This window comes from Anabaena sp. FACHB-83 (genome assembly GCF_014697485.1).
GTDB lineage: Bacteria > Cyanobacteriota > Cyanobacteriia > Cyanobacteriales > Nostocaceae > Nostoc_B.
In genome coordinates this window covers 214,033-240,551 of record NZ_JACJRY010000009.1, presented here as the reverse complement: position 1 = coordinate 240,551, position 26,519 = coordinate 214,033, and the positions used below count along the sequence as shown (strand labels likewise).

At 42.2% G+C, this 26,519-nt stretch carries 19 protein-coding genes; 6 read left to right on the top strand and 13 right to left on the bottom strand.

The window, feature by feature from the left end; all coding sequences use genetic code 11:
• Positions 1 to 175 precede the first annotated feature (175 nt).
• Complete coding sequence (locus H6G79_RS14035; RefSeq protein ID WP_190589506.1) at positions 176 to 787, top strand: hypothetical protein; 612 nt, start codon at positions 176 to 178, stop codon at positions 785 to 787.
• Between the two features lie 485 nt (positions 788 to 1,272).
• Here the strand turns inward: H6G79_RS14035 and H6G79_RS14030 are convergent, their stop codons facing one another.
• From H6G79_RS14030 to H6G79_RS14015, 4 genes are all read right to left on the bottom strand, one after another.
• Complete coding sequence (locus tag H6G79_RS14030; protein ID WP_190589505.1) at positions 1,273 to 3,909, bottom strand: DUF11 domain-containing protein; 2,637 nt, start codon at positions 3,907 to 3,909, stop codon at positions 1,273 to 1,275.
• Between the two features lie 69 nt (positions 3,910 to 3,978).
• Positions 3,979 to 6,132: an OmpA family protein gene (locus H6G79_RS14025; protein WP_190589504.1), complete on the bottom strand. Its 2,154-nt coding sequence runs from the start codon at positions 6,130 to 6,132 to the stop codon at positions 3,979 to 3,981.
• Between the two features lie 8 nt (positions 6,133 to 6,140).
• Positions 6,141 to 9,797 (bottom strand): hypothetical protein, encoded by a 3,657-nt coding sequence (locus H6G79_RS14020; protein ID WP_190589503.1) that lies wholly within the window; start codon positions 9,795 to 9,797, stop codon positions 6,141 to 6,143.
• 1 nt (position 9,798) lies between these two features.
• Positions 9,799 to 10,686: a hypothetical protein gene (locus tag H6G79_RS14015; protein ID WP_242048345.1), complete on the bottom strand. Its 888-nt coding sequence runs from the start codon at positions 10,684 to 10,686 to the stop codon at positions 9,799 to 9,801.
• Positions 10,687 to 11,924: 1,238 nt separating this feature from the next.
• On the opposite strand from H6G79_RS14015, the gene H6G79_RS14010 reads away from it, so the two are divergent.
• On the top strand, positions 11,925 to 12,866 hold the full coding sequence (locus tag H6G79_RS14010) for an LPS biosynthesis glycosyltransferase (RefSeq protein WP_199331569.1): 942 nt from the start codon (positions 11,925 to 11,927) through the stop codon (positions 12,864 to 12,866).
• Between the two features lie 298 nt (positions 12,867 to 13,164).
• On the opposite strand, the gene H6G79_RS14005 is transcribed toward H6G79_RS14010, so the two are convergent.
• The 6 genes from H6G79_RS14005 to H6G79_RS13980 all read right to left on the bottom strand — a co-directional run bounded on the left by H6G79_RS14005 (position 13,165) and on the right by H6G79_RS13980 (position 20,038).
• The gene (locus tag H6G79_RS14005; RefSeq protein WP_190589501.1) at positions 13,165 to 13,452 is read right to left on the bottom strand and encodes a hypothetical protein; all 288 of its coding nucleotides are present in this window, start codon (positions 13,450 to 13,452) and stop codon (positions 13,165 to 13,167) included.
• A gap of 408 nt (positions 13,453 to 13,860) precedes the next feature.
• On the bottom strand, positions 13,861 to 14,727 hold the full coding sequence (locus H6G79_RS14000) for a protein-glutamate O-methyltransferase CheR (RefSeq protein WP_190589500.1): 867 nt from the start codon (positions 14,725 to 14,727) through the stop codon (positions 13,861 to 13,863).
• Positions 14,724 to 15,791, bottom strand: a complete 1,068-nt coding sequence (locus tag H6G79_RS13995) for a chemotaxis response regulator protein-glutamate methylesterase (RefSeq protein ID WP_190589499.1) — start codon at positions 15,789 to 15,791, stop codon at positions 14,724 to 14,726. The genes H6G79_RS14000 and H6G79_RS13995 overlap by 4 nt, the downstream gene beginning before the upstream one ends.
• A gap of 316 nt (positions 15,792 to 16,107) precedes the next feature.
• The gene (locus H6G79_RS13990) at positions 16,108 to 17,391 is read right to left on the bottom strand and encodes a methyl-accepting chemotaxis protein (protein WP_190589498.1); all 1,284 of its coding nucleotides are present in this window, start codon (positions 17,389 to 17,391) and stop codon (positions 16,108 to 16,110) included.
• A gap of 12 nt (positions 17,392 to 17,403) precedes the next feature.
• On the bottom strand, positions 17,404 to 17,853 hold the full coding sequence (locus tag H6G79_RS13985) for a chemotaxis protein CheW (RefSeq protein ID WP_190589497.1): 450 nt from the start codon (positions 17,851 to 17,853) through the stop codon (positions 17,404 to 17,406).
• Entirely contained in the window at positions 17,846 to 20,038 is a 2,193-nt protein-coding gene (locus H6G79_RS13980) for a chemotaxis protein CheA (protein ID WP_190589496.1), read from the bottom strand. Before H6G79_RS13980 ends, H6G79_RS13985 begins: the two co-directional genes overlap by 8 nt.
• A 226-nt stretch (positions 20,039 to 20,264) precedes the next feature.
• Here H6G79_RS13980 and H6G79_RS13975 point away from each other — a divergent pair, with 226 nt between their 5' ends.
• The 4 genes from H6G79_RS13975 (at position 20,265) to H6G79_RS13960 (ending at position 23,399) form a co-directional block, all read left to right on the top strand.
• Entirely contained in the window at positions 20,265 to 20,537 is a 273-nt protein-coding gene (locus H6G79_RS13975) for an IS1 family transposase (RefSeq protein ID WP_190589495.1), read from the top strand.
• 215 nt (positions 20,538 to 20,752) lie between these two features.
• Positions 20,753 to 21,118 carry a response regulator gene (locus tag H6G79_RS13970; protein WP_190589494.1) on the top strand — a complete coding sequence of 122 codons (366 nt, stop codon included), beginning with the start codon at positions 20,753 to 20,755 and terminating at the stop codon, positions 21,116 to 21,118.
• A gap of 6 nt (positions 21,119 to 21,124) precedes the next feature.
• The gene (locus H6G79_RS13965; RefSeq protein WP_190589493.1) at positions 21,125 to 21,748 is read left to right on the top strand and encodes a chemotaxis protein CheC; all 624 of its coding nucleotides are present in this window, start codon (positions 21,125 to 21,127) and stop codon (positions 21,746 to 21,748) included.
• Between the two features lie 34 nt (positions 21,749 to 21,782).
• Complete coding sequence (locus H6G79_RS13960; protein ID WP_190589492.1) at positions 21,783 to 23,399, top strand: ATP-binding protein; 1,617 nt, start codon at positions 21,783 to 21,785, stop codon at positions 23,397 to 23,399.
• Positions 23,400 to 23,690: 291 nt separating this feature from the next.
• Here the strand turns inward: H6G79_RS13960 and H6G79_RS13955 are convergent, their stop codons facing one another.
• From H6G79_RS13955 to rplY, 3 genes are all read right to left on the bottom strand, one after another.
• Complete coding sequence (locus H6G79_RS13955; RefSeq protein WP_190589491.1) at positions 23,691 to 24,182, bottom strand: hypothetical protein; 492 nt, start codon at positions 24,180 to 24,182, stop codon at positions 23,691 to 23,693.
• A gap of 129 nt (positions 24,183 to 24,311) precedes the next feature.
• Complete coding sequence (locus tag H6G79_RS13950; RefSeq protein ID WP_190589490.1) at positions 24,312 to 25,862, bottom strand: AAA family ATPase; 1,551 nt, start codon at positions 25,860 to 25,862, stop codon at positions 24,312 to 24,314.
• 346 nt (positions 25,863 to 26,208) lie between these two features.
• A complete protein-coding gene (gene rplY / locus H6G79_RS13945; RefSeq protein WP_190589489.1) occupies positions 26,209 to 26,508 on the bottom strand; it encodes a 50S ribosomal protein L25 in 300 nt (99 codons plus the stop codon).
• Positions 26,509 to 26,519: the final 11 nt, after the last annotated feature.

The following is a 26,519-nucleotide window of genomic DNA, read 5'->3' as shown; positions in this document are numbered from 1 at the left end:
AAGCTCATTAAACGCAGAGCTTATGGCTTAACTAACTTTAATAGTTTTAGAAGAAGGGTTTTACTAAATTGGTATTTCTGTTGTTAACTTAACATATCTACTCTCGGAGAGCCAACTTTATCTATGTTAAATTATTCCCTAGTTGCGGATGTTTACGCTAACAAGGTCAATTAATATGGCATTTAGTAATTATAAAAGTATTAGTACAGTCATCAAAAAATTCCAAATTAAATATATCCAGTCTAATTTTATGTCGGAATTAGATTTTCCTGTTCCCCCATTTTTCCAAGAAGAATTAGATTTACTATTTATAGATGGAGTTATAGATAATTCTGAAGATGCTATTTGTGAAAATCTGATCTATCCAGTTTTAAAAGAAGTTTGGAAACCTTACCGGAGTAAATTAACACTTTGGAGCCATGAAACATTGACTTATGACGAAGATTTATCAGGAGTTCCAGATTATACAGTCACCCAGCGAAATCCTCTAGGAACAGTTGTATTTGATAAACCCTATTTTCTGACAGTAGAAGCTAAACAAGACAAATTTGAAGAAGGTTGGGGACAGTGTTTAGCTGAGATGATTGCAGTCCAAAGAATTAACGATGATTTTGTCAGCGATATTTTTGGAATTGTGACGAACGGCAAAGTATGGCAATTTGGCAAGTTGTCTGCTGATGTGTTTACTCGGAATAAAGATTTGTATGTTATTCAAGATTTAGATAAATTGTTTGCAGCAGTTAATTATATTTTTCAACAATGTGAATTAAAAACAAAGCCTGCCTAGCTTATCTACAACGGCAAAGCCAAACGCAGGCTAATTATATGCTTATTTGAGCTTCATTATAGGAGCGATCGCTGACTATGGACTCTCCTGTGCAGCCACCCGGACAGACTCTCCCCTTCAGCTATATAAGTGAGTTAGATATGATGCAATATGAAGAATAAGAGGACGAATAGGTGTTACATAACAGTCTTGCTATCGCAATCCTCAATAATTTTAGAACATCTTTATTTCTTGTCCTCTTTGTTCCTGGATGATGGAAAATTTTGTTAATTGGAACGCCGTGTGCAACTTTCTATCAAACCTAACCCCCAACCCCTTCCCTACAAGGGAAGGGGAGCAAGATTCAAAGCCTCTCTCCGCTTCGGGGAGAGGTTTGGAGAGGGGTTTCAAGAATAAGTTGCACATCGCGTAATTGGAAGTCTTCTCAATCAAAAATGCTATCCTTCTGTAGCAATTAAGTATTGTGAACTCTCCCAATCATTCTATTAATCCACTCTGACACGAAAACGTACAAAACCGAAATTACTACCTGCTGTATAGTTGAGAGTGCCGAAATTCACAACTACTGCTCCTGTGGGATTAGTTTGATTAGGACACACATTATTGGCACTTAAAGGAGCTAAAGGTGAGAAAAAGCTACCATTATCACTATCCGCAGCATTAGTGCTGGGTGTAGTTGTATTAGCTAAATTCACTAAAATTCCACTAGCGGAAGCAAAGCTGTTACTAATAAATGTTGTACCTGTAGGGATAGGGTCACAAAATCTGGCATTTTGTATTGCCTGGTTGCCATCGGCGAGAAAGTAAATTGTATATTCAACTTCGTCGCCACTTTGTAAGGTGAATTGCGAACTCAGGTTAATAATTCCTACTGGGAAAAGTTGAGACCAACCTGCGGCGTTATCGTTCTGGTCATTAGGATCATCAATAAAACTCCCAAAGTTAACACCACTCAAAGGCAAACCATTTCTGACAACATTGGTAATTCGTTTCACACCCCGCAACCTTAAAATTGGAGTTGGAACAAAAGAACCCACCGCTACTTCCTCTCCTACTGTTGCGGGGTCGTAAGTAACGCTAGTTGTGCCATTTGTTGTGGTTCGAGTGGGGTCAAGATAGGTTGCAGTTGCACCATTGTTATAAACTCCATCAGGCACAGTTGCAGCCACATCGGTAGTAAAGGTAATCTGCACACTTGCACCACCGGGTATATTGAAGCTACCAAAATTCAGCGTTGTTGCACCAGCAGTTGGGTTAGTCACACTAGTACGTGTTGCACCGCCATTCAATGTCACCGTAGGAGTAACCGAGCCATCAAAACTAAAACCACTAGGCAAAGGATCAGTAATATCAATATTGTTAGCAGTAGCTCGGTTAGTAGCATTGGCAACAGTGATGGTATAAGTTGCCTTACCTGGTTTCATAATTGGCCCTGGCGTGCTGGTGGTTTTTGTAATAGTTAGTTGAGGAATACATTGTGCGCCAGAACTGGCACCAGGGATAGTACCAACACCTTGGCTGATACCACCTGTACCTGCGGTAGCACCAAAATAAGGGTCAGCAGGATCAACGGGGTCTTTTGCTGTACCACTCTGCCCACCTGTAACGTTAACACTAGCACCAGAACTAGTAAAAACAACTCCACCACCGCCTCCACCACCAGGGCCATGAGCGCCATCAAATGGTTGACTTGCACTGCTGAATCTGACATTACCACCGTTACCACCTCTGGCATTTACATTTAAACCAGTAAGGTTATTATTGGCAGACATCACCACCACACTACCACCCGCACCACCTCCGCCAGTACCATCTTGACGGACATCAAAGGCAGTGGCTCCATTAGCATTGATAGTGCCAGTACCACTGACACTGCCAGTACGAATCAATACCATACCGCCACCAGCAGCACCACTACTAGCAATACCATTGGTCGGAACACCTATAGTTGCGCTAGTTGCCTGATTTGTTGTACCAGCACCACCTCCACCACCTAAGACAACACGACTGCTGGTAGCAGGAAAGTTAGCGCCACCAAAACCACCAATAAATAACCCAGATGTCCAAGAACGACCGCCTAGACCGCCCGAACCTCCATTACTACCGCCGCCACCACCGGAGTTTTGCTCGTTGGTAGATGGTCTACCATCGGTACTACCGCCACCAGCGTTACCAGGTGCGCCACGGCCGTAACTCCCACCAGGATAGCCTTCAACACCAGTGTCAGTGGCTGAGATGGTGGCTGAATTCAGTACATACTGAGGTGTGCCAGCAGTACCTTCCCCTTTAGAACCGTTGGCATTAGTAGTGGATAAAGTAACATAATCTGTAAGACTACCAGTAGTATCACCACGTAGTTGGCGACCTGCGCCGCCACGGAAACCAATACCACTCACATCTACCGTGGCGCTGGCTAAATTCAAGTTACCTGCAACGTCATAAATTAAAATTCCGCCTGAAGCACCGTTCCAAGGTGCGGCGGTGAGGCTAGAACTCATGGTGGCACTGGAATATTGGGGTACGCGGATAACTTGATAGGTTCTTTGTCCTTGAGTTCCGAATGGGGTATTACTATAGGAATTAATTAATCCTCCGCCATTGATGCCTTGAATGGGGATGGAACTGCCAGATATTGGCCCGGTAGCGACAACATATTCGTAATTACCTGCGGTGAAGTTGGCATTGTTGAGGTTGCCACTAGCGCCTGTGGTGGCGGGAGTAAGGTTAACATTGCTATTATTGCCACCACCAGAAACTCCATTACCGTAACTATCTGTGTTGCTGGAGTTAATATCTGCGCCTTGCATTTGGATGATGAGCAACAAGTCACCTGCTGTAATGGGGGTGGTAGAACCGTTGGGGTTAATTGCACCGACAGGAATTGAGGTTGAACCTGCGGCAACGGTTGTATTTGTCGCACCAGGGTAGTAAGTGTTGATGATGCCGCCTAAACTGCTGGGGCCGTCTTTGCCAGGGGTGGCACATAATTGGGGTGTGACTTGGGCTGTGGCTGGTGTTTGGGTGAGTAATATTAGGCTTTGATAGCTGAGGGTAGTGAGGATGAGGGTGACGCTACGGATAAGTTTTAGGAGATGGTTGTGAGAATGGTGGGGTTTTAGCATTTTGAATAAACCGCAAAGGACACAAAGGTATAAGAGTTTAAGAGGGTTTTTGCGTAAGTTTTGAATTAGTTAAGAAGTTGGTTCTATTTGTAAGTCTTTCTCTTGTTCTTCAAGGATGATTTCTAGCCCTCTGGTATCTTTGAAAATTATTTCTACTCTTCTATCTCTGGCTGTATCGATGACGGTGTTACCGGAGGTTCTGCGTTGTTTTTCGCCTCTTGAGCGAATGGTCATTCTTTCGGCGGCAATGCCTTGTTTTAGTAGGTAATTTCTAGCGGACATGGCGCGGCGTTTGCCTAAATCTAAGTTGTAGGCATCACTGGCGCGGATATCGGTATGGCCTTCAATTTCAATGACAATGAAGGGATATTGTTGTAAGACTTGGGCAACTTGGTTGAGGACTTTAGTACTTTCTTGGCTGATGAAGTCTTTATCTAAGGCAAAGTGGATGATGCGCGGAACTTTGAGCCGGATGGGTTCTGGTTTTCGTTCAGGTTGTGGGGTTGGTTGGGGTGGTTGGGGTGCGCTGACACATTTGGGCGGTGTGGAAGTTGCTAGGGGAGAAGGTGAGTCATTCTTTTCTGAGGGGTCTGTGATGATGGCGTTATAGGCTGGTTCGGAAGTACCGTATTTTGGATGGGTAGCGATCGCACTTATTCTCTCCCCAGCCCGCAAACCTGCTAAACTACCGCTAAAGTTACCTTTTTCATCGGGTGTTAAGGTTGTAAGTGGTTCACTCAAGGGGCCGTAGTTCTCGTTTCCCTGGACGCGATATATCTGCACTTGAGTACCAGGGTCGGCTTGACCGCTAATTAAGGCTTGACCGTTCACTAGTAATAATTGAGAACTGGCAAATTCTGGTGCATTCACCGCGCCATTGGCTGTTTCAAGTCTGCGGTTGGGACTGTTGCGTTTGGGGTTGGGGCCGTCTCCTCGTTGAAAGTCGCTGATGTTTAGTTGTTGTTGGGTGTTGAGGTCTATACTTAAACCTTCTAAGTCGCTAAATTTATTATTTTGAATGATGTTAGCGATCGCACTCCCAAAACCACTACCATGAGTACCAAATGCTGTCACCGCAACTCCCGGCCCGGTTTGGTGGCGAATTTCGTTATCAGTAACTTGATTTTCGTTACCCATTAAGTAAACTGCGGCGCGGCGCAAACGTCTACCGTTAAAGGTGATGCGGTTATCGTGAATTTTGACGTTACCTGTGGGCTTGAATAAATAAATACCAGCCCCATCGTTACCGCAAATCAAATTTCCTTGCAGTTGGGAATTGGCAATTACTCCTTCTAACCTCACAGCATCAGGCATTCCGGCTATCCCGTTACCAACGATGATGTTTTCTGTCATTAAGGTATTTTCGGCACGTACTGAGGTAATAATTGCACTACCTTCATGGTAAGAAATACGGTTAAGGCGAATTGTTGTCCCGGTGCTGTTGAAAACGTAGACACCAAAGGCTGAGGTGTTCTCTGGCATTTTTTCATCTGGGGTAATACCTAACCAGTTGTTTTCTATGACCACGCCTTTGGGGGGAATGTCTTTGTCTCCAAAGGGAAAGTTACTGTTTGGTGGTTGTTGCTGTTGGGTATTGGGAGGCGGTAAGCGATGGGAAATAAAAATATCAGCTGGTGGTGTGGTTAAGGTTGCGCCTTGGTTCAGGGAACGGAAACCGTAGATGCTTAAACCGCGAATCTGCACATTATCAGCAACGACTGTAAAACCACGCAATATCTCTTGGTTGGCGGCGGGGGTGATAGCAACTATTGGTTGAGGAATGGCAATTTCCGCCGTTGCAGAACGGGAAGCATCGTAACCGGGTTGGCTAGTACCATCTATTATTAATCTGGGTGTGGCTAGGGGTGGTAATTCTTGCTGTAGTTGGATAGTTGTTTGATTTGGCGGTAAGTTAAATTCAATTCGCGGGTTGTTGTTGCTGGGTTTTACTTGCGCTTTTTCTTGGTTACTCAGTTTTTCTACGGGGAGATTACCATTTACTATTGCAATGGCTTCGCGTAAGGTGAGTTTGTCGTCTGGTTGTATTTGTCCATCTTGGTTACTGTTGACTATAACTCTGAAGGCTGTGGGGGATGATTGAGCGATCGCAATTTGGGGGATGATTACAAGTAAGACAGGAACGAACCGCCAAGTACGCCAAGTACGCCAAGGAAGAGGAGTTTGAGAGGGTTTTAGGGAATTAGGGGGGTTTTTTGCTATCATTGCTCTCCTCACTTCGACTCTAAGGCTACTGGTTGAATTACTGACTCTTGCTGTTGTGGTGGTACTACTTTTTGCCTACCGAAACCACCAAAAAGCTCGTTGAGTTTAAAGCTAATGTTTAAATAGGGGCCGCCTGCGGAGCGATAACCGCTAAAATCTCTGTCATCTGCACTTCCGAAGGCATAACCTACGCCAATTCGTAAATCCGGTGTTAAATGATACCCACCTTCAACAGCTAAACCAAATTCGTTAAAGCCTTGTTCTGGTTGACCTAGCCAGCGTCCTTCGACGGCTAAGTCTGTGCGGTAGCCTAGTTGGTAAGTTGTGCGTAACTGCGCTAGGTGAACGCTGCTGTGATTGGTAAAATCTTCGGCTAGGGAAGTAGAACTGCTGCGGAAGGCGTATTTACCATACAATTCCCATTGCCAGTTGGGTGCATAAATCGCTTCGGCGGAGAAAATATGATCTATGGAACCGTTACCGCTACCAGCTAATAAGGTATCGGGTGTGGTGGCGGGGTTTTGGCGGTATTCGTATCCTAATAAAGCGTTGAATTTATCGTCGTTGGGGTCACGGTAAGCTAAACCGACGCGCAGATTTGCGGTGTCTCCTAATCCTTGCAACAGTTGGTTTGCGCCACCGGCTTGTTGATAGCGTACCGCCGCAGTTAAAGCTGGGGAAAGTTTACCGGATGCGGCGGCGGAAATTACTGTATGATTGCCTTCGCTGCCACTACGATGTTCTAATCTGGCGTTGGCTTGGAAGTTGGGGTTATCGGTGTAATCTAAGCCGATGCTGTAAACATCACCTGCAAACAAACCTAATGAGGAAGCACTTTGTCCGACTGCGTAAGGTTGAGCAAATCTGATACCTGTGGCGGAATCTCCAAAAATATCTTTGAAGATGTGTTCGTAACCGAGGCTTAATTTTAATCCTGGTGCGAGGCGGATACCGTGATTGAGGGATACGGAACCTTGGTCAGTCATTCCATCCGCACCGCCTAAAATTGAGTAACGACCTCTGACGGTGGTATCTGGAGAAAATTTGTGTTCGACAATTGTATCTAGACTGGTGATGCTATTGCCTTGTAATAACCCACCTTCATAAAATTGGTGTGCTAGTCGCATACTTACGCCAGGATACAATGCCCAATCTAAGCCGAATGTGGTGCGGTTGGGATAGAGTGGGTCGCTTTTACCTAAGTTGAGTTCGTTTTGCGCGTGAAATGTGAGTGATTCGGATAAGGGAACGTCAAGACGAGAGACTAACTGGCTGGCGTTTCCGTTGAATTGGTTAGTAATGCGGTCTTCGCGGGAACGGTTGACGTATTCCAGACTTAAATCTGATTGACCGATTTTTTGTTGAATACCTGCGCGAATAGTGGTGAGGGAATTATTAATTTTGCTTCCTGGTGCGGCTTGAGGTTGGGGGTTGAATAAGTCAATTAATTGGGTACGTTCGGCTGGGGCGATACCAAAATTGTCTTCGCGATCGTACCCTAGATTAAAGCTGGTGGTTTGTCCCAGTTTCCCTGTTAAGGCTGCGCCGTAGCGAGTTTGTCCTGGTGTGAAACTCCAAGTGGCGTTATTGGCAAAGTTTTCGGTGACAGAACGATAGTAAGCTTGTCCTTGAAAGTTTTTACCGAGATTTGCACTGGCTTCTAAACGGTACGCAGAACCACTGACGTTACCAAAGGCGAGGGTGTTGTGGCGAGAGTGTGCATATTCACCGATAATTTGCCCAGAATTACCTAAAGGTGCAAAGAAATCAAATCCGTATAGTTCAAAATCTTGCTGTCCTTGGTCTTCTTTGAGGTAACTGGCACCGATAAATGGATTTCCGTTGGGACTATTTTCGGAAGTTCTCAGATTATATTGCAGTCGTCCAGCATAAAGTTTGCTGTCTTCTCCAGCGTCGTTTTGATAGGTAACAACGATGCGGCGTACCAAAGTTTTACCAAAGGGGTTTAATTCTGTGGCGACAATGGGGCGACGGAATAATAATGTACCGCGATCGTAATCTATTTCATAGTCGGAACCACGAGATAAAGCTTTACGTTCCAAGACTGTACCAGGACGGTTGATTTCTTCAGCTTCGATAAAGACGTTTTCACTACCAGGAATAACTAAGCGGCGAGAGAGGAAGTAGTAACCACTGGTTCCGTTGGGAGTAATTGCATCGCGTTGGAAGCCTTGAATATTGTTGGCGTATAAGGCTGTTAGTTGCAGGTTGCCAAAGTTGTAATTACCTTTGAAGCCGTGCAGTTGTCTGGTGGTAGCTGTATATAACTGGGATGATCTGGCAAACTCTTCAGTGCTGTAGTCACCCCACATAAAATAGTCTGATTCTGCACCTCGGATATCTGGCGTGCGTTCAATGCGAGCATAGACACTATCTGTAGAAGGTGCAGTGTTAGTAAAGCTAGAACTATCACCATATACGGGATAGTCTTTTTCACAAGATTGAATACCACCAAACAGGCGGTTATCTCCGTTACAGTCTTGATTTAGGGGACGTTTGCTATTAAATGCGCCTGTAAATAACCAATCTCCAACTTTACCTGTGGCGAAGACTGCTGCATCTACATCTACACTTGTGCGACCGATTTTATCGGGGTTGAGGTAGTCGCGGAAACTACCTCGGTAATCTGTACCACCTGCGCCAATCCTCACGTTAATGCTACCTGTGGCTAAGGAAGGACGCAAGTTGGTAATAAATTCTACATTGGTATAAGCTTCAATCTCTGCATCTTGATTAATCGCCGCGCGTATTTTCACGTTTTGAGCGATTAAACCTGCTTGGATTGTGGCTGTAAACTCACCTTTCCGTGCGAGTACCTGAAACCCTGGTGTGTCTTTATCTTGGTCTGCACCGACAAATTGACCTGCACTAGCTGTTAAGGTGACAGAAATATCTTCGGTGATGATTTCGCCTTTTTCGTCGGTAATTTTACCTTCTAAGGTGATGAGAGAGCGTCCATCGGCGGGGATTCTGGGTTCTTGGCTGGGTGCGATCGCAATTTTTTTCTGAACTTCTTCAACTGTGACTTTCACACTGGTTGATTTACCATCAGCACCTTGAGCAATGATTGTATTTTCACCTTTATTTAATGGCACGTTATACCAAATTAAGGTGTTTAACTGTTGTGCTTCATCTTTATGCAAGTATTGAGAAATAGACGCATCAATAGGTTTACCATTCAATGTCACCGTGACTTGGTTATCAGGGTGATATTGAACTCCCAAGTTAGTCGTTTTGGCAGCTGTTACACCTGCAACTGGTGTGATAATCCGAATTTCTGAATCAATAGAAGTTGCGGTTGCTTCTGGTGTCTGCTTGGTTTCAGCTTTCTCTCCAGCAGCCAACGCATCTATATGATCTGAGGAAATCTTCGCCTGATTGACTTCTGTGTTTTCTCCAGACGTGAAAGAGTCTATTTGATCTGAAGTGACTAACTTATCCGGTTGGCTTGGTCTTGGTGGCGAGAAAACAGCTTCGATATCATCTTCTACAGGTGCAATTAACTCTGGAACATTAGGAGATTCAACTTTTTGTTGTGTTTGTGGTGGTGTTTGTGCAGTCGCCGCCGCAACTGGGAGGATAGGAAATGCACTACAAATGCTTAATAATGTTAAGTCACGCTTTCTAGCACTAATCTGCGTCATCTTAATTACGTCCTTCCCCTGATGCTGGTGTGACTGCAAAATTCATCCGTCCCATGCTTCTGGGTGCGAGTCGGACGAGACGCGATTGGCTATTTTTTTCAATGTTGTAGAGGTTAGGCGCAAGGCTATATCCGGGTAGGCTGGTTAAATCTAAAGTTCCAGTCCGATTACCAGCAATCACATTAGCTAGAGAAAACATCCCGTTAGCATCAGTAAGGATGCGGTTTCCGTCATCCATGTAAATTACGGCGTTGGGTATCCCTGGTTCTCCTGGTTGCTGTTCGCCGTCAAAGTTTTTATCAATAAAGACTCGTCCAATTAAAGTTGCACAGTCGGAGATAATACCAGGACGAATCTTAAGTAAGTGGCTGGCTGTGTTACTGCGGATGCTACCTGCGGCGGCGACGGCTAAGTTTTTCCCGCTTCCGCGAACAGCATCAGGTGTGACTGTGACTGCATAGACGACATTCATCGTTCCCTGTGCAGGGATAGTACCAGCGTAGTTGATAGTTACTGTGCGGTTATCTCGGCTACTGGATACAGTGACGGGTGTGGTGGTGTTATTGCTGGTTAAAGATAATTGCAGCGATCGCGTCTCGAAATTCAAGCCGAGGGGGAGAGTATCAGTCAGGGTAATGTTGCTGGCGGGAGAGTTACCAGTGTTGCGGATAACCAACCGATAAACCACAGTATCACCTGGTTCCACGGCGATGCGATCGGCAGTTTTGACAATCTCTAATGCAGTTGCACCTCTAGTAAAGAACACAGTATTAGAAGTAACAGGTTGAATATTGTCGCCTCCCAACACGGCTGTATTCGTAGTTTCTTCAGCAATTACGGCTGTAATTCCCAGTGAAAAAAATCCAGGTAGAAGCAGAAGCAGAATCATCTTTTTCTGCTTCGAGTCTTTTATGAACTTCATAGCTAAATTAAAAAATGTATTTTTCCCTTAAAAGCATCAAAATGAGGAGAATTTATGATTGAAAATAACTAATCATGATTATTTAAAACACCCTTGTTAAACTCAAAATTAATATGTGATTTGAATACTATGCTCTTCTGTCCAGTATTTTTTCTATCCAGATGTTTTTGATAATCAATACATAAAATTTATATTCTTCGGTTTTGATGATAAGTTTGCAAATTGCCATTGAAGTAAAGATGTAATTCCAAATAGTCTGTCAGGCTAAAGGTTTAGAACTATCCAAGTCAAGTCTGATTTAACTCGCGACGATGAATTTATCTGGTATAGCCGTGATTTTAATCATGCGGTATTCATTCCACAAGTTCATTTATCAATGAGAGTAAATCCAATAATTAAAATCACCCTCAAAAAATATTTGGTTATACGTCTGCTGCTGTTCCAGCAAAATAAGATGCTTAAGACTGTTATGGGTTTTTAGGTAAATGCTTTCAGAATACAGTTAGGTAGATGCGGCGACTTACTTAAAACAAATATAACTACCATGATATTAAATGGCAATTAATTTACAGGAAAATCATTCTTGGCTAATCAACACAACAAAATTTTTAACCGTCAATGTAGATACCACGAGATTGATTAACTAAATTTTGATGAATTTTTGAGATTTTTCCTAGTATTTACTGTCTAAATCAATCAACCGAAAATATTTTTGTTTCCAAAATAGTAATTATACGGGTATAGAAAAATATAAGTTTATAGAGAAATTGACTATTTACTCAATGTTGATGGCTGATAAATTTTCTGAGGCAGACAACAGTCCCAAAATTTTTAGCTAGTAATCAAACCATTTTTTATCAGAAATAAATTTAAATATTTGATAAAAAATGAACAAGAGGAAGTAAATATTTCAGCATCTGATCATACTTAAAAATTAAATATCATTCACTGATTCTTAAATATATCTAAGTAAAACCACCCTAGTTGTTTTGGGAATAAACAGCGAAAGTAAGTATTAACAAGTAAATAAATATTCATTCGACTCATTTTTTAAGTAGTTAAACATTATTACTATAGGACTCATATTTGATTTCTGAAAAAATCAGTACACCCAAATCAGGCTTCTTTCCTACTCCCTACTCCCTGCCAATACAACTAGATTCAGGAATCAAACCGTATTCTTATATTCATCAGGAAATACTACCATGTTAGAGTTAACCCTTAAAGATAAAAAATCATCTAATTCTCAAGCAACACTTGAGAAAATGCTTCAAAATTCTGAATATACCCCAAGAAAATCACAAAAACAAACTTTTTCTTCCTTACAAATTGCTGATGTTATTGGCAGAGCTTTTATTATTGCGTATAAAGAACAAACTAATTTACTGCAAACATCTTTGATTAATGAAGGTTTACAGTGTGAAGTCCTCCGACAGAAGCACCAACCACAATATAAAAACTTTTCTCCTAGTTATCTCTGTTTACTCAATCATTTAAGAGCTTGGCAAATAGCAGCCAGGGAAACTCAACCCACTTTAATTGTTGAGGCCGATTTTGTTCCCGTTGTGGGGTTTGGCAAACTTCCTCTACCTTTCAACCCGAATCAAACTGATGTAGGTATGTGTTGGCTATATACTTGCGCTTCTCAAGTATATAGTGTTTCTGCTGATGGCTATGCAGAAGGGTTTTCTGTATCAACAGTTGCTTACATTGTTACTCCCCAAGGAGCAGCAAAATTAATTAATTTTGCCGAAGAACTTATGAAAAGCTTGGAGCCTAATGCTTATTCTACTTGGGATACTTATCTTGATAATTTTCTTCGTCGTCACCAGTTGAAAAACTACATTCCTTTCCGCAACTATGGTGAGCATGGCGGTTTACCTAATTTAGAACATTCTCGTCATGGATTAAGTAAAACTCATAGAGCAGATGTGCTATACAATCAGCTTGCTTTTATGCCGATGTATGCTACAAATCATGGCGTAGATTATTTCACTTTTTTCTCTGTAAGGATACAAGCCAGAATAAAGGGAATAGGAAGGTTACTAACAGGTAAATTTCTCCGCTTACCAATTCTCAAACGTTCTACAGTTCCTGCTAGGTTGGCTAATTTTGCAATTCGTAGACAATTTTTTCTTTCTATCTAGAGTTTGTGGAATACTTTTTAGTTCAGGGGAAAAATGTAGCAGTATGATGTGAAAGAAAGTATATAAATAGTTTATTAGTATATTACTATAAATGGTTTTAAATAATGGCTTTGTACGTAGGATGTGTTAGCGACAGCGTAACGCATCTACAACCAAGTTTTAGGTGCGTTACGGCTTACGCCTAACACACCCTACTGGATTGTCTAGACTAGAATAGTGCATTAGATTGAAAAAATTAACCGCAGATGAACTGGTCTCAACAATTAAGCCAAGGTAAATCTTACCTTGGCTTAATTAATTATTCGGCGGGGGATTCTTCTGAGACTGGTTCTGAGTCTGTTTCTGGTTCTGGTTTAATCACTGGAGGTTTAACTGGTTTCGGCCCACGCGCTAATGCAGGATTAACTGGCGGTTTAATTTCTTCCTTCGCTGTACCTTTTTTTCTTTTACCAGAGGAGCGATTGTCTCTAGAATTTGAGCGTTTTGGATAAGATTCAATAGAAGGCGCAGAATCAGAATTTTCTGAATTGTTTTCGGTATTAGCTTGGGCTTGACGTTCCGATTTCTTAATTGGGCGTTCTACCATTGTTAATTGTTAAAAATTTACTTGTATGGTGCATCGGTTTGATCATTATCAAACTGATGATCAGGACTTTTTCTGGGTGTTGTTGTGACTTAAAATTAACTAAGTATAAATACTTAAATACTTTTAATTTTGAAAGACACCTTACAATATTAGCGCATGGGTGCAGGCTGTGTTAACGCAGTAATCTACGATCCAGCCTTAAACTCATCATATAGCAGAAGGCAGGAGGAAAAATCTTACTATTCCTGCATTCACGCTTTCAAATTGTCCTAACATGTCTCAATACGGTTCAGTTAAGATAATAGTAGGTTGGGTGTAGGGATAGCGTAACCCAACAAAGTATGCGTGAATGTTGGGTTCCGTTCCTCCACCCAACCTACACCTACTGCTATAAATGCCAAAAATGACTTACTGTCCTAGTGCGATCGCATTATCTAAACCCACTGGACGTAATCGATAAAAAATGCTTTTGTCAAACTGCACACGTTCAAAGGATTGATGCAGATTGATTGTAGTTTCACCGCTACCCAGAAATAAATAACCATCTGGGTTTAATTGCTGTCTAACTTTGGTGAGTAAATTTTTCTTAGTATTGATATCAAAATAAATTAAAACATTCCGCAGCATAATAATATCTATCTGGGGTAACACTGCCCAAGGATGTACTAAATTCATCTGCCGAAATTCAATTTTCTGCCGAATTTCATCTTGGATTTGCCATTCATTATCTAATAATTTAAAATACCGATCGCGCAAATTTTTCGGCAGCCCACGTTTAATTTCTAATTGGTTATAACGCCCAGCTTTCGCCCGTTCTAGTACTTTACCAGAAAAGTCACTAGCAATAATTTTAACAGACCAATTAGCTAATAAAGGAAAGTATTCTCGCAGGAGAATGGCAATACTATAAGGTTCTTGTCCATGCGAGCAAGCCGCACACCAAATATTCAGCGATCGCTCAATGCGTCGTTTTTTAATTAACTCTGGCAATACCAATTGTTTCAAAGCTTCAAAGGGATAGGTATCGCGGAAAAATGAAGTTTCGTTAGTAACTAATGCTTCAATTGCTTGGATATGTAAATCACTCACAGGCTGATGCCGCAAATGAGCAATTAATTCAGTAATAGTCTCAAATCCTGCTGCTTCAGCAATTGGCTGCAAATGTAATTCCGCTAAATAAGTTTTATCGCCATCTAAAACTACGGCTGAATGCTGATGAACTAATTGCCGTAAATAGTCAAAATCCCCAGTATTGATCCTCATTGTCTGTTTCATAACAGACCTAACCTGGGAACAGAATTGACACGCTGGATAATTTCATCTGCCATTTGTTCAAGGGGAACAACTTGATTTGCCAGTCCAGCATTCACCACAAAACCGGGCATTCCCCAAACCACACTACTAGCTTCGTCTTGGGCTAGTACTTGTCCGCCAACTTCTCGGATACACTGACAGCCATGTAAGCCATCTTGACCCATACCTGTCAGCATAACTGCGATCGCACCTGCACCGTAAACTTGGGCAACTGAACGCAATAAGACATCCACTGAAGGGCGACAGGAATTTTCTGGGGGTGCTTGATGAATGGCTAAACGCACCTTTGTTCCCTCCCGTTGCACAATCAGATGGAAATCTCCTGGTGCTAACCATACCTGGCCAGCAGCTAATTCCACACCATCAACTCCTTCCCTGACAGGAAGTTGACACTTAGAAGATAATCTTTCAGCTAGTAACTTTGTAAACATCGGTGGCATGTGCTGGACAATCAAAATTGGAACTGGAAAATCGGCAGATATGTTACTCAGTAATTCAGCTAGTGCATTCGGCCCTCCGGTTGAAACTCCAATTGCTACCACATTTACTGGTGCTTTTTTGCTAGGGATGGGCAGAACAACACCAGAACTTTGATGAGTCGGGGATAATGCCGCCATTCTTGCGCCAAATAACTTAATTTTGGGAATTAATTCTTGGCGGATATGTTCATTGGCAGCCTCCACACTCCCCAGATTACTGGGTTTGGTGGCATAATCTGAAGCACCCAAAGAAAGAGCTTCTAAAGTAGCAGCCGCACCAGCGTATGTGGAGGTGCTGAACATAATTACTGGTAGGTGGGGATATATTGGACGGAGGGCGGCCAGAGTTTCTAAACCGTTCATATCGGGCATTTCCACATCTAAGAGAACAACATCAGGGTTGACTTGCGGAATTCTGCCCAAGGCAATGCGACCATTCGCCGCCACTCCCACTACCTCTAATTGCGGATCACTGGATAAAATTTTACTGACGCGACTGCGAACCAATACCGCATCATCCACAACTAATACCCGAATTTTTGGCATGGTGTAGTTTTAAGAACAAGAGTTTAATGTTTTACGCATAGGCACAAAGATTTCTGTTTTACCTATCAGACAATGAACAAGATTTGGGGGATTCTCCCCCAAACCCCCTCCAAAATCATTTTTTAGTTTTTTGTTGAGTCATTATTTGTTGGTTTTGTTTTAATTTAGTTTTCTTATCTGAAGTGTATTGCAGTATAAACCCTTACTCCCTACTCCCCACTCCCCACTCCCTACTCCCCACTCCCCACTCCCTACTCCCCACTCCCCACTCCCTACTCCCTACTCCCCACTCCCCACTCCCCACTCCCCACTCCCTTCAATACTTAAACTGCGTGACAATTTTTTGCAAATCTACAGCCATCCGGGCTAATTCGTTGGCGGCGGCGGAAGTGTTACTGGCTCCAATGGTGGTGGTTTGAGCATTCAGGGCGACAATGCCGATACTTTTGGCAATATCTGTGGTGCCTTTGGCGGCTTCGGCTATGTTGCGGGCAATTTCGTTGGTGGTTGCTGTTTGTTCTTCTATAGCACTGGCAATGGTGCTTTGCAGGTCATTAATTTGCTGGATAATCTCAGTAATTTGACTGATGGCTGTCATTGCCCCTTTGGTATCAGTTTGAATGGCTTCAATGCGTTGACTAATATCTTCAGTGGCGCTGGCGGTTTGTTTGGCGAGTTCTTTGACTTCGTTGGCGACGACGGCAAATCCTCTCCCTGCATCCCCGGCTCTAGCGGCTTCGATGGTGGCGTTGAGTGCGAGTAAGTTGGTTTGCTGGGCAATGGATGTAATAACTTTAATGACTTTACCAATTTCAATACTACTTTGACCGAGTTTATCTATTGTCCCATTGGTGCGATCGGCGGTTTTAACGGCTTGGTTGGCGACTTTTGCACCTTCAGCAACGGTTTTAGCAATTTCTCGAATGCTGGCATCCATTTCCTCTACTGCTGTCACTACTGTAATGCTATTTTGATTGACTTGTTCGGCTGAGGCGGAGGCGGAAGTTGCTTGTTCGGCGGTTTGTTTGGCGTTTTCTGTCATTTCTTTGCTGACTGCGGTGAGTTCTTCCGCCGAGGATGCAACGGCTGTGGCTACATCTGCCATTTGCTTGATAGAAGAACGCAGACGACTAATCATTTGATTGGCATTTTCCGTTAGCTGCTGAAATTCTCCGGCATTTTCGGCTGCGATGTGCTGGGATAAATTGCCTTGAGTCACCACAAGGGTAACTTCTTGAATGCTTTTAATCTGCTCGGAGATATTTGCAGACATTTGATTGATGTTGTTGATTAATTCTTGCCAAGCACCTTTCGCACCTTTGACTACGGCTTGAGAACCTAATTTACCTTCTGTACCAATTTCTGTGGCGATGCGTGCTACTTCGTTGCTGACATTGTGGTTCAAACTCACCCATTCATTAAATACTGTGGCAATTTCACCTAAACCATCATCAGTAACTGCTAAACGGACTGTGAAATCTCCATTTTTGGCGGCTTTGAGGGCTGCTAATAAAGGTTGTAGTTGTATATCTGTGGTGGTTTGATTGTTTTCTGTGGGAGATTTCGAGTTGGCTGTTTTGCCAGTCCGACTTGTCGCCATTGCCAATAGCTCCTAAATGATTTTAACGTTGAGAATTTTTTCAGTGTCAACAACTAACAAAAACCCTGCTGCTAGTGGGTAAGCTCCCGCCAGTATGTCACGCATTCTACCTTTTAAGCTGGCGGGTGGGGGTTGAAAGGTGTTTTCGGGAAACTCTAAGACATCGCCAACATCATCAACCAGCAAACTCACTATCTCATGATCAGAAGATACAACGATATTAAACCCCGGCGATGCTTCTGGTTGAAGGTTCCGCCTAGCAGGTTCACCCATATCTAAGCGTTGTTGCAAATCGATGACAGTAATAATTTGTCCACGCAAGTTAATTAACCCACAAATATCTGGCGGTGTTAAAGGTACAGGAGTTATGGCTTGGGGACGAATGACTTCTTGAACATGGCGCACATCAATGCCAAAGTAAGTTTTATTTAACCAAAAAGTGCAGAGTTGTTGTTCAACCACGATCGCTCACTTGCAACAAATAAGGGTTAACCATGTTAATCACTGCCTCTATATCTAATATTTCTGTGATTTGTCCTTGAATCACAGCACAAAACAAAACTCCTGGTCTACTAGGGATACCTTTAACTGTCAGTGGTTCTTCTACAATATCAAGAATGCGCTCCACAACTAAGCCCACACTTAATCCGGCTTGGGGAGAAACAATCACTAATTGCAGTTTTTCGGTTTCTTTATTCGGGGTTGGCTGCTGACTCGGAAAGATTTTTTGCAGGTCAATTACAGGTAAAATTCTGTCAGCAGTCCGCACTACATCTTGATTACCGACTTTTTCAATGGCAGTAGAGGGAATTTCTTCTAAGCGAAAAGCGATCGCCACGGGAATACCCATCAATGCGCCTTGCGGCCCTTGAAATAGTAAAATTAATTGGTGTTCCTCTTGTTCTGTGGGAATGTTTGCATCAGAATTACTGGACAATAGCTGCCGTTTTTCATACAGTCCAGCCTGTTTTGCCAAATTTACCGCATCAATGATTAATGCTACTCTGCCATCGCCCATAATTGTCGCACCCATAAACACAGATATAGCTTGCAACTGTTTACCTAAAGGTTTAACTACAATATCTTGAATGTCTTCCACTGCTTCTACAACTAGTCCATATTGATAGTTGTCGGCTTGGATAACTACTAGGGTGAGTGCTGAGTGCTGAGTGCTGAGTGCTGAGTGCTGAGTTGGGAGTTGGGAGTGGGGAGGGTTTGATGGGTGTAGGATTTGATTGAGGTTAACAATGGGGATGAGATTTCCTCGCAGGGGGTATACAGGTACGTCGTAAAATGTTTCAATTTGGTTGTGTGCTTGCTCTGGTTCTAGGCGCACTAATTCTTGTAGGCTGGCTTGGGGGATGGCGTAGCGATCGCCGTTACTATTGACAATTAATGCGGGAATAATTGTTAATGTCAGGGGAATTTTAAGTTGAAATTTAGTTCCTTGTCCGGGCTGACTTTCAATTTCAATACTGCCGTTAATTTTATCAATATTACTTTTAACAATATCCATCCCCACGCCGCGCCCAGAAATGTTTGTTACTTGGGCGGCGGTGGAAAAGCCAGGTAAGAAAATTAAATTAATGGCTGCTGCATCGCTCATTGTCTCAGCTTGTGCAGAGGTAAGTAAACCTAGTTTCTGCGCCCGCATTTTGAGTTGTGTTGGCGATAAACCACGCCCATCATCGCTAATTTCAATGTTGACTTTACTGTTTTCATAACAGGCTTTCAAAGATATCTTACCTGTGGGTGATTTACCAGCAGCATGGCGCTCAGTTGGTGATTCTATGCCATGATCAATACAGTTGCGGACTAAATGGGTTAAGGGGTCTTTAATCGCTTCAATAATGCTTTTATCAACTTCTGTATCGGCTCCTTGAATTTCGACAGCCACTTGTTTACCGTGCGCGATCGCTAAATCTCGAATTACTCTGGGGAATTTTTGCCAAATTGTACTCATCTGTTGCAGGCGAGTTTTCATTACTCCTTCCTGCAATTGGCTAGTAATTAAATTTAGGCGCTGGCAAGTTGCTGTCAAGTTACTATCTTTATACCTCTGGGATAAACCTATGACTTGGTTACGGGTTAAAACCAGTTCCCCGACTAAGTTCATTAGTTGATCTAGTAAACTCACACTTACGCGGATATAAGCTGATTCTGCTCCAGTGATGGTGCTTTCTTCGGTTTCTGGCGATGATGATAATACAGTAATTACCTGTTGATTTTCTTGTAGTTTCGCTAAAGCACAAATAAGTGTAGAATAATCTGCATCACCTTCTTGCTTGGTTGTTTGAATTTGAGATAGCAACTGACGGATGCTATCTACGGTTTGGAGTAAGGCAGTAATAATTTGTGGTGTGGCTGTAAAGTTGCGATCGCTGTTAACCAATGATTGCTTTGTATCTTCACGCAAATATGAAATTAAACTTTCTCCGGCATGAGCCAGTGATTCTAACTTAGGAAATGGCAAAAAGCCGCAGTTTCCTTTGAGTGTATGAAGTGAGCGATAAATTCTATCTAACGCTGCTCGATTAACAGATGCTTTCTCTAGCTCAATAATATCGCTTTCAATTTGAGTCAAACTTTCATAGCTTTCTAAAAGAAATGCTTCTAGATCCTCGTTGTCAATTTCTGTTAACTCCATTGGATTCAGAGATGATAAACCTATATAGCAATCCTAAATGATTTACAAACATCTATCCCCCTTGTCTCTCTGGAATCCCTGATTTATATCTCAAATAAGATGGCTATATCTTTTGTCTTAATTTTAATATTTTTTAAATCAATAGATATATTTCGCCAGCAAGATGCCCACAGTAGTTAATGCTGAAAAGATAATGATTATCTCTTCCAGCAATTAAATCTAGAGTATGCAATGTCCCCGTTGTCAATCAACGCAAACTACAAAGAATGGTCATCGTAAAAATCGACAATGCTACAAATGTAAACATTGTGGTCGTCAGTTTCTCGAATCTTACCATTCTTGGAGCTATTCAAACGATATCAAGCAACTTTGTTTAAAAATGTATTTCAAGGGGATGAGCCTACGAGAAATTGAACGTGTTACCGAAATTCACCACACAACCGTTTTACACTGGTTACGGCAAGCTCAGTCAACCATAGATTATGTTTCCAAAGCCTAATAAGTTTGACAAAAGTATCCTCAAAGTAGCATTATAGTTTCAGCACTATATGTTGCTTGAGGGTATGTTGATTTTGTTGAAAAAATATAAAATTAATTTATATAAAAATTAAAAATAATTGCAAAACTCTGCGTTTTATTTAACAAGACTTCTAGGCGAAATCACAAATTTACAATAAAGAAATATAAGCAAATAAATTTTTCAGGAACAGGCTGATGAGCTTAGTGTTAATTATTGATGATGCGGCTTTTTCTCGCAGAATGATTCGGAAGTTTCTGCAAGTAGATGGATATGAAATATTAGAAGCCAGTAATGGACGTGAAGGATTAGAAATAGTTCATCAATCTCAGCCTAATTGTGTGTTGGCTGATTTACTAATGCCAGAAATGAACGGGTTTGAATTTCTCCAGGCTTTACAAGATGAAGGCTTAAACATTCCCACAATTATCATTTCCGCAGATATTCAAGAAAGCGCCCGCAATCAAAGTTACAGCTTAGGAGCAGTTAATTTTATTAATAAACCACCCAAAGAACAAGAATTACGCGCAGCAGTACAGCAAGCTATTAAAACCAAGGAATAAATTCCGATGAATGTGACAGCAGATCAACTAGATGCTTTACAAGAATTAATCAATATTGGAGTTGGTCGAGCCGCCAGTTTACTCAATGAAATGGTGGATTCCCACATTCACTTAGAAATTCCTTTTGTAAAAATTTTAACAGCAACGGCAGCTTACCAAGAATTAAATAGCCGATTTAATGATACGAGTTTAGCATCTGTCAAACTAAACTTTACAGGCTCATTTTATGGCACTGCTGGATTAATTTTTCCTACAGAAAGCGCCTCAGCCTTGGTGTCAGTTTTGACTGGTGAAGAGCCTGGATCAGATGATTTAGATGCAGTAAAAATTGGCACACTTACTGAGGTTGGTAATATTGTGATTAATGGTGTGATGGGTTCCATTAGTAATGTGTTAAAGCAACACATGAATTACGCTTTGCCTGTATATTTAGAGGATAAGATTGATAATTTATTATTACCTGCTAATGCTAGTGAGGCAACTAAAATTCTACTAGCGCAAGCCCGGTTTACAATTGCACAATTAGAACTGATTGGTGATATTATTTTAATTTTTGAAGTAGGAACATTTGATGCGTTAATCCATGTGATTGACGAAGAAATATCACTATTGGCGGACAATTCCTATTAGGTTGAACAGCACCAAATAAAAACAGTGTGAGCAGATGAACAGAATTGAGCAAGCCCAAGAAAAATATAGCTTGTTAGACCAAATTCCTTTGGGAACTTTTATCTTAGATTCGGAACACACCGTTTTATTTTGGAATTGTGCTTTAGAAGAATGGACAAAAATCCCCAGATATCAGATTTTAGGTAACTCAATTAATGATTATTTTCCCCATTTGCATCAACCTCGTTATGCAATTCGCTTAAAGCAAATTTTTGAAGGTGGGCCGCCGACAATTTTTTCTTCACAACTGCATAAATATGTGATTCCTGTAGCGTTACCGCAAGATAAATACCGCATTCAACACACAACCGTAACGTCTGTACCCGCATTAGAAGGTAATGGGTTTTATGCACTGTTTTCGATTCAAGATGTGACTGATTTAACTTTTAGAGTGCAGGAATACAAGCACTTACGAGATCAAGCTTTAGCCTTAGCCGCAGAACGTCAGCAAGCCAAAGAAGCCGCAGAGTCAGCCAACCGCATTAAAGATGAATTTCTCGCTATAGTTTCCCATGAACTGCGATCGCCCCTCAATCCGATTTTGGGTTGGTCAAAGCTACTCCGTAAACGCACCCTCAACGAAGCCGCCAGTCTTCGCGCCTTAGAAACAATAGAACGCAACGCCGAATTGCAGGTGCAACTCATTGATGATTTATTAGATATCTCTCGCATTCTGCGCGGTAAATTATCACTGAATTTAGAAAATGTTAACCTTGCTTCGACCATTGAAGCAGCCTTAGAAACAGTGCAATTAGCCGCAGAAGCCAAATCAATTCAAATTCAACTGCATCTTGATGCCAACATTGGACAAGTAAAAGGTGATAGCAGTCGTTTGCAACAAATTGTTTGGAATTTGTTATCGAACGCTGTCAAATTTACCCCAGATGGCGGCCAAGTGAATGTGTATTTAACCCAAGTAGGTTCCCAAGCCCAAATCCAAGTTCAGGATACAGGTAAAGGTATTAGTGGGGAATTTTTACCATTCGTATTTGAATATTTTCGTCAAGCAGATAGCAGCATTACGCGCAGATCAGGCGGACTAGGGCTAGGCTTGGCAATTGTTCGCCAATTAGTTGAGTTACATGGTGGCAGAGTTTGGGCAGAAAGTCCAGGGGAAGAACAAGGCGCAACATTTACAGTTTGTTTACCAGCCCAGCCAGCAAATCAAGAATTAGTCATAGCCGAAAAAAAATTAGTGGGTAATTCCTATCCCTTTTCTTTGATTTCTCAGCCCCTGGAAGGCATCAAACTGTTAATTGTGGATGACGATGTAGATACAAGGGAATTTATGGCATTTTTTTTGGAACAGCAAGGAGCCATCGTCACCACAGCTGCATCTGCCCATACAGCCTGGGAAGCCATCGCCCAGTCGCCCCCAGATTTACTCTTAAGTGATTTAGGGATGCCCGATGTTGATGGCTATGCGTTGATTCGCAAAGTGCGATCGCTGCCGGCTGATCAAGGTGGTACAATTCCTGCGATCGCCCTTACTGCTTATGCTGCTGAGACAACACAACAACTAGTCTTCGCAGCCGGATTTCAACTGCACATCGCCAAACCCGCCGATCCTGCCAAATTAATCACCGCCATTGCTGGACTAGTTCATAAGTAATAGGACTTATACCAATTCTGTATGAAGATGCACTGAATTAAAGAACGAACCACAAAGGGCGCATAGACGCGATAGCGGCTTCCCGTTCGCGTAGCGTCTCCCTTTGGGAGAAGGGTAGAACACAAAGAAAGAAGAAATATGAAGGTTAAATGCAGACTCACATAGAATTGGTATTACGCAGTGAGTGGTGATTCCGAGAATCTGTGCAGAAACCTTAAAACCTTCTCCTCTGCTTCCTCTGCGGTCTGGATGATAAGTCTTTGACTGGACACGATATAAGTTCCCATCGCACTACCTCTGCCAAAATCTTAAATTAATCCCTCTAGCGCGACGGAAGCGGCGAGTTGGTCTTCTTTTTTGTTGTTTAGTGGATCTTTCACCTACGGTTTCCTCTCCCTCAATTAAACTTTGCGGTAGCTGAGTTCTCGTTTCTTCTTTGCTGCCCCACCAAGCAATAATCCAACCGCCACCAACAGCACCTATTCCCCCTAGTAAAATACTCATTGGTGCTGAATAGCCCAACCACACAAAGCCCAGCAAGAACAATAACCAATATTTCAGCCCCGCATCAATACCATCAGAAGAGGCTATGGTTGGCGCTTGGGGACTAGTTTTACTGGCACTAGTAAGCCAGCCCAAGCTAAATCCACCCAGAATGCCCAAGAAAATACTCAGGGAGGTCGGGGAACCCGTCAATATCAAGATGAACGTTAAAAATGACCCAAAAATTAATTGAGAAATAAAGTCAGGGGTGAAATTAAATAAGTTGTTATTTTTCGCCATGAGTTTACTAAGGGTGTAAATGTATAGGGGTGTACTTCTCTGCGAGACGCTCCGCGAACGACTGCGCTCAGTAACCAGGGGGTAGGGTAGGGAGAAAATTTTTACAAATACCTTTTACCCCCTTGCCCTTTAAACCCTTTTCTCGCGCAGAAGTTTTAATTGTGCCTCGTTTGCTTGAGTTGTATCCCAAGTATGGACGTAAGGTGTTTCTGCTGCACTAAAAGTTTCCACTTGCTTGAGTTGTGATGCTAATAAATCTACCGTAGCATCAGCAATATCACCAGTACGATGAATGAGACGTTCTCGAATTACTTCTACGGGCGCTGTACAGTGAACAATTTGCAGAGGCAGTTGATACTGTTGCGCTTGGGAAATAGCTTCTTGTCGCTGTTGTTGTCGGTCATACTTAGCATCTAAAATCACAGTGAAACCTTGATTAGCTAGTATAGTTCCCAAGTTTAACAACCGTGCATAAGTTTTTTGCGTCATTTCCGGCGTATACAAATCATCACCACCCCGTTCCGCCAAAGAAATGCCACCCAAATGCTTCCGCACCGCATCAGAGCGAATATGAATGGCGTTCAATTGTCGCGCCAAATATTTTGCGGTTGTACTCTTCCCTGAACCCGACAAGCCCGACATTAAAATTAGGCTTCCTTGTTTGGGTTGAGTATATTCCCAAGCCAGCTTGTAATATTTGGCGGCGGTTTGTGCTGCTTCTTGTTTAACTTCTGCTGGTACACCAGGATCATCTAATAAAAATGACGTGACTTTCGCCCGGACATAAGACTGTCGGTTTAAATATATTGGTAATACCTCTAAGCCTTCCCAGTCGCCAGTCTGCTCTAGATAGGTATTTAAATAAGCATTACTCAAGTCTGGACGTGCTTGCGCTTCTAAATCCATCACCGCATAAGCAATATCGAACATGACATCGACAAAGCGAAACGGTTCGTTAAACTCTATGCAATCAAATAAGAGAATTTTATCTTGCCATAGACAAATATTCCGCAGGTGTAAGTCGCCATGACATTCTCGAATGCGGTGATTTTGCATTCTTGTGTGGAATAATTCTTGTCTTTCGGCAAAAAATTTATCAGTATAAGCTTTGCTGTCATCAAACTGCTGTTGTGTCTGGGGGCCGCCGATATATTTTTCCGTTTGCTCGTAATTTTCATCAAACGCCGCCCTTATTTGCGGAACTTCGCCAAAACTGCGAATATAATCATTTGTCTCGGTTTTAGCATGATACTGCGCCACAACCCGACCCAATTCTTCTAAATGCGCTTCATTTAACTTGCCTTGGGCAAACAAGTTACTTAATAGTGTTTCTTGGGGAAACTCGCGCATTTTGAGTACATACTCTACAGGCTCACCTGCGCCGCCTAAATGATATTTTTCGCCTTCTTGGGTGATGGGTAAAACTTCCAAATATAATTCAGCCGCGCCCCGTTGATTTAGTAGTAATTCTTCCTGACAAAAATGCTGTCGTTTCTCCAAAGTCGAAAAATCCAAAAACCCAAAATTCACGGGTTTTTTCAGCTTATAGGCGTAGTTTCCTGTTAACAGCACATAAGAAACGTGGGTTTGGCTGAGTCGAATTGGTTCTGTTACAGGGTGGGGATAAAACTCAGGCTGTAACATTTGCTGAATTAAAGGTGGAAGAGTTACTTCTGTCATATTTTTGTTGGTAGAGGCTAGGGGCTAGGGGCTAGGAAAGAATGATTTTTTTATAGTTAGAGACTAGAGGCTAGGGACTAGGGGCTAGGAAAGAATGATGTTTTTATAGTGTTAGGACTAGAGACTAGGAGCTAGGGGCTAGAACGAAGGAAAAAGATATATTTTTATGTTTTTGAAAAAAACTAACCTCTAACCTCCAACCTCTAACCTCTAGACCCTAATCCCTAGTGCCTCTAGCCCCTTTTTCATCTTTAGTAGCTTAACAAAAAACCAGGGTTTCACCCCTGGCATCATCAGCAATTATTTCACAGTTAAACTATCTAGAAAAACAAATAATGCAATTGTTCTAGCGTTTTGCACCAGCATAGAAACTCAAGTGATAAGGTGTACCCTTAGCTGGGTGGACTTGAACTTCTTTTAAAACTGTTTTACCAGTCCATTGCAGTTCAGGAATGTTGAGTTCAATTTCGGTTTTGTTCACAGCTGCTTTTTTGAGCAGGCGTTCAACTTCTTTGGCATCAACTACCAAAGAAATAGATTCAGAACCGTTATGTCCGTATAAGTTGGCGGGGATTAAACCAGAACGACGTAAAGCATTTGGCTTACTGCCTTCTGGGCGTTTTTGAGATTCAACTGTCACAGTCATGTTATTTGTCC